Origin of the sequence: Psychromonas arctica DSM 14288 (assembly GCF_000482725.1) — a bacterium.
In the GTDB taxonomy this organism is placed as follows: domain Bacteria; phylum Pseudomonadota; class Gammaproteobacteria; order Enterobacterales; family Psychromonadaceae; genus Psychromonas; species Psychromonas arctica.
In genome coordinates, this window is the sequence record NZ_KI519480.1 from 1,987 (window position 1) to 7,517 (window position 5,531).

Below are 5,531 nucleotides of genomic sequence, written 5' to 3' on the forward strand. Positions count from 1 at the left end.
GTTAAACTGTTTTTTCTTTATTTTTTAATAATTGATATCGTGCAAAAGTACGTCGCCACTTAAATATAAAGGGCTAACTTTTCTGGTTAAACGTGTTTTGCTCTTTATCGTTTTATTCGATAATTCACCTTTCCTGAACTGCTTTTAATAAAAAGCAGGATAAAAGATCAGGATCCATATCTTTTTGACGGATAAAAGATCAGGACATCCATATCTTTTTGACTGAATAGTGATATTGACCTATGGTTAAATAACCAGTTGTTTTTGTGCTTTGGAGGTTACATGACTCAATCACGAGATTCTTTAATATCACTTTCAGATACTCCTTATTACCACTGTATTTCTCGTTGTGTTCGACGTGCTTTCCTGTGTGGTAATGATCGATATACAGGGCAGAGCTTTGAACATCGTAGGAAGTGGATGATTGACAGGGTACGTTATTTAACCGATGTTTTTTCAATTGAGGTTGGTGCTTATGCCATCATGTCGAATCATTATCATCTTGTTTTATATGTCAATGAAAGTGAATTAGCTAATCTCACCAATAATGAAATTTGTGAACGTTGGTCGACGATATATTCATTATCGCCTATCGTTGCGCGTTGGCAAAAAGGTGAATTAAGTTCTGATGCGCAAAAAGAGATGGCGCTTTCTATCATTGCAGAGTGGCGAAGACGTTTATCAAGCATTTCGTGGTTTATGCGTTGTTTAAATGAGTTTATTGCGCGTAAAGCCAACAAAGAAGATAACTGCAAAGGGCGATTCTGGGAGGGACGTTTCAAATCTCAAGCCTTACTTGATGAAAAAGCACTATTGACGTGTATGGCCTATGTCGATTTGAATCCCATTCGTGCGAAGATGTCAGCAAGTGTTGAAGAATCAGAATACACCTCAATATTTGAACGGATACATTGCAAGTCACATCATGCTGAAAATAAACAGGAACATTGTAGTAAACCCCTGGTTAAATTCATTGGTGCAGAGCACCAACAGAATCCATTCGGCATTTGTTTTTCATTGATTGATTATCTTGAATTGGTTGATTGGACTGGTCGTGTTATTCGAGAAGATAAGCGCGGGGCTGTCTCTGGAAAGGTACCTGCCTTACTCACAACACTAGGTCTAGATACTGAAACATGGTTTACCCTAGCTAACGACTTTGGCAAAGATTACCACGGAGCCATTGGCTCATTAGAGGAATTAGCCCTTTTTGCAGAGCATACAGGTAAGCAATGGATTTCAGGGAAAAACAAATTAAGACGAATATACAACTGACTACTCACTCTACTTACTTCATATCATTTAATTAGTGCCTCACTAAATTTTTTCACGCTTTAAAATCAATAAACTCCCCTTTATTTAAAGTGAGACTTCATTTCTGTCTCTGTTTGTGAGATTAAACTGGGAGTTTAATTGCGAATGTCTATGTGCATATATTTTTTCTATGTAAATTACAGTTATAAAGTTTGGATGTCCTGATCTTTGTGATCTTTTGCTGATCTTTTCTGATCTTTATCTTTGATCTTCTGCAATCTCATAGCTGTCGCCTAATTAATTTTTATTATTATCATGGGTGGCATGATAAACCATTCATGATAAACCAATGCAATATGTAAATAAGCGTAATACTTAGTCGTTAAATAAGTTTAATAGCAGATGACAATTCCAGACAATTCCAGACAACTGCTGAGCGTTTTCTAACAAATATAATGATAGCCTTTCGTATATAAATTTCGCGGCTAAAAATAATACTATTTAGTTAGCAATATTTTAAACGTTAATAAACTTGAAATGTTACGGAGGTTGTTATGAACATTAATAATAAAAAAATGGGTATTCCCCTAATGCTAAGTTTTTCTATTGCTTTGGGCGGTTGTGGTGAAAGTTCTGATGAATTAGATGAAAAGTTGACTAGCAACGCGAAAGTATCTTTTATTAATTCTTTGAATTATATGGCTGACTTTCATTTTCAAAAAAGAAATATTAGCACTGGGTATGGTGGTTTATTTGATAGTGATGAATTAGCTGTATCAGAGCTACCTGCATATGAAATTGGCGATATTTATAATTATAGTTATAAGCTGATCAACAATATGATCAATATTGGAGTCAAAAATAGCGTCACTGCTAGCAACAAGACGCGTATGACAACAACATTAGACGACAATGACAACCTTTGGGTCATTGCCTGGGAAGCATCTAATGAACAGTTCCTTTCTGTGATTGATAAGAGAAAAGGCAATAATGCTAATAAATTTAATGTTCGTTTATTCGCAAATGGAAACTACAATGTTTATCTTTCTGAACAGCAAATTTTTACGACTGAAAAAGGAAAGGTAACCGATTATATAACAGTAGATAATTGTAATAATGAGTTAAAAATTGACGAACAAAATATAGATTTATGCATGGCTAACATCGGCTTTTCGTATTTACTCGTAGTTGATAATACCGGTAAACTTGTTATGGCTGAAGAATAATTGTAATTATTATTCAAATTTAACCCTATGATAAAGATAATAAACTCATATTGAAGTTATGCTCAAGATGAGTTTTTTATTAAACAATAAAACTAGCATATTTAAAAAAATTTGCTGCTGTAGTCAACCTGATAATTATAGTAAAATTTCTTTATGGGAATAAAAGGGGAATTGGCCGTATTCTCAAAACTACAGTTGACTGAGGAAAAAAGTAGTAATTCGAGTCCATTTCAGCCACTGAAGATTAGCAATGATAGAAACTCAAAAAGCATTATTAGATAGGTAACAAAGCTTAGTTACCAACCACTAGCAACAAACAAATAACCTTTTGAACGAATGGTTTTAATTCTAAATGAGTTTCGAGCATTATCACCAAGCTTTTTTCTTAGTTGGCTAATATGGTTATCAACACCACGTTCAATACCATCATAATGATAGCCTTTTATTTGTTCTACAATATCGTTACGTGACAGAATTTCTCCCGCATTTTTAGCAAGTAATATTAATAAATCATACTCACCGTCGGTCAATTGAATGATTAATTCATTTAAAATAACACTTCTTTTTTGCAAATCAATGGTAAGTTTTCCAAAAGTGATAGATTCATTTATCGGTAGATTTTTTGATAGCGTACCAATTGTTCGATCTCGTCGTAAAAATGCTTTAATTTTTGCCAACATTAAACGTGGTTTAACTGGTTTTAGTAAATAATCATCTGCGCCAATTTCAAGCCCAACAATTTGGTCTATCTCTTCTTCACGTGCGGTAAACATCAAAATATAGCCGTTATATAATGGCCTTACTTCTCTGCATACGGTTAAACCATCCTTTTTAGGTAGCATTACATCTAACAGTACTAATGCCGGATGCCATTCTAATATGCTTGATATCGCTTGCTCTCCATTAGAAACAACTTTTATTTGATAGCCTTGATATGTGAGGTATTCATTTATAGATTCAGCAAGCGGTATATCATCTTCTACAATTAAAATTTTTATGCTCATTATTTATTCCAAATTAATCTTTAGCTATTATCTAGATTTCAGGTTATGTAACTTTGTGGGCCAACTTAAGATAAAGCATGCTCCTCCAAGCGAGGAGTTGTCGGCACTTGCAGAGCCGCCATGCCAATCTAAAATTTGCTGCACAATTGCTAGACCTAAACCTGTTCCGCCTGTTTGTAAATTACGACTTTGATCGACTCGATAAAAAGGTTCAAATATATAATCTAAAGATGAAGGGGGAATACCTGAACCATTATCATCAACTTGAATTAACCAACCTGTCGATGTTTTGTTATAACTAACATGAATTTGATTTTCCCCATAGGCAATAGCATTACGAATTAAATTACTTAACGCGCGGCTCATATAAAAACGGTCGATCATTGCATGACAAGCAATGCCTTCTAGTAGAATGATATCTAATATCGGGTTGGTTTCTTGCCAAGGTTTCAATTCCTGCCTGATCCATTCATTTAGTTCAACAGGCTCAAATGTAAGTTCAGGAATTTCTCTATCAAATCGAGCATGTGTAAGCATCTCTGTAACCAATGAATTTAATTCATTTAAAGAGGACTCAATACGGTCGAGTTGCCCCAATTGATAATTATTTTCGGTACTATTTCTAAGTAATTCTATATTAAATTCAATACGCGCAATAGGTGTTCTTAACTCATGAGATACAGCGTTAACTAAATGTTTATGTGACGAAATTAAACGCTGTATTTTTCCCGCCATGGTATTAAATGTTTTTGATAAATGATTTAAATTACTGAAACGAACTAAATTAGCACGAGCATCAAATTTACCTTGTCCAAGTAACAAAGCGACTTTATTTAAACTGAGCATTGAACGCCATGTCGGCAATAGCCAAAGAATTATAGGCACCAATAAGAACATGCCAAAAATAAGATAAAGAATCGTAAGCATGTAAACGACCTTATCTTTTAACTCTGAACTAAAAGGACCCAGAATAAGAACTTTATCGCTACTACCTATACGCTGTATGGCAATATCAGCAGGGTAACCAATAAAATTCGAATCTGCAGAAGAAATAGTTACTATATTCCCTTTTTTCAAGGAGGCCATATCCTCGATCTTATAGTTTAATTCGTCTAATGACTGTAGTGAAACATCATACTTAAAATCACTACGCACTGAATCGATAATAGATGGCCACATGTCTTCTGGTTGTTGCTTTAATTTATTATTAAGCTGATAAAACGATCCCATTGTCCAACGTTGAGCTTCATTGATTAAATATTTTGGTACTGAATTAGGCTTTACAATAACCAGAAGTTGTTCATCATCTACGCTTAAATAAGCCAAATCATCGAGAGGCTCTCCCCATATTTCATTGCGCTCTAACCATTGATTTTGTTCATTTGAAAAATCACTTTTTTTCCACTTTTGTAAAGCCAATTCAAACCCAAAGTTAGCTTGTACCGATTGTAAATATACTTTTCTTTGCTGTTTTGGTAAGTTTTGTAATTCTTTCGAGAGCATATTGGTTGAGCCAGAAGTTAAAAATTCGAGGGCCCATTTTTCAGTCGGGTGTCTAAAATTACTTTCAAAATATGGCATGACGAGTAGTTGAATACTTACCAATGAAAAAATGATAATAAGGAAGAGAGATACTAATGATTTTTTCATAAAGCCTGTAAATCAATAAATAATAAAGAGATAAATAAACTTTATCATATTATTGCCAGAAAATTATTATTGATATGTCAGCGATTGTCAGCAACTGTAGATAAAGTTATTGAATAATAAAAAGATCAGAAAAAGATCAGGACATCCATATCTTTTTGGCTGAATAGTGATATTGACCTATGGTTAATTAAAAGATCAGTAAAAGATCATAAAAGTTATAAAAGTTCAGGACATCCATATCTTTTTGACTGAATAGTGATATTGACCTATGGTTAAATAACCAGTTGTTTTTGTGCTTGTAAATAAAGAGCTGGACATATATGGTCACTCCTTGTAAATCAAGGTTAAACTGTTTTTTCTTTATTTTTTAATAATTGATATCGTGCAAAAGTACGTC

4 protein-coding genes are annotated in these 5,531 nt (G+C 33.7%); 2 read left to right on the top strand and 2 right to left on the bottom strand.

The window, feature by feature from the left end; genetic code table 11:
- Positions 1-282: 282 nt before the first annotated feature.
- Positions 283-1,275, top strand: coding sequence for a transposase (locus H592_RS0116105; RefSeq protein ID WP_028869673.1), 993 nt, complete (start codon positions 283-285; stop codon positions 1,273-1,275).
- Between the two features lie 533 nt (positions 1,276-1,808).
- Entirely contained in the window at positions 1,809-2,480 is a 672-nt protein-coding gene (locus tag H592_RS0116115; protein WP_028869674.1) for a hypothetical protein, read from the top strand.
- Between the two features lie 296 nt (positions 2,481-2,776).
- Here H592_RS0116115 and H592_RS0116120 read toward each other — a convergent pair whose 3' ends face one another.
- Together H592_RS0116120 and H592_RS0116125 are read right to left on the bottom strand one after the other, a co-directional pair.
- Complete coding sequence (locus H592_RS0116120; protein ID WP_028869675.1) at positions 2,777-3,484, bottom strand: response regulator; 708 nt, start codon at positions 3,482-3,484, stop codon at positions 2,777-2,779.
- A 27-nt stretch (positions 3,485-3,511) separates the two neighbouring features.
- Positions 3,512-5,134, bottom strand: coding sequence for an ATP-binding protein (locus tag H592_RS0116125; protein ID WP_028869676.1), 1,623 nt, complete (start codon positions 5,132-5,134; stop codon positions 3,512-3,514).
- Positions 5,135-5,531 lie beyond the last annotated feature (397 nt).

Coding starts and splice junctions, on each gene's coding strand:
- H592_RS0116105 (WP_028869673.1), top strand. CDS start 283: ATGACTCAATCACGAGATTCTTTAATATCACTTTCAGATACTCCTTAT.
- H592_RS0116115 (WP_028869674.1), top strand. CDS start 1,809: ATGAACATTAATAATAAAAAAATGGGTATTCCCCTAATGCTAAGTTTT.
- H592_RS0116120 (WP_028869675.1), bottom strand. CDS start 3,484: ATGAGCATAAAAATTTTAATTGTAGAAGATGATATACCGCTTGCTGAA.
- H592_RS0116125 (WP_028869676.1), bottom strand. CDS start 5,134: ATGAAAAAATCATTAGTATCTCTCTTCCTTATTATCATTTTTTCATTG.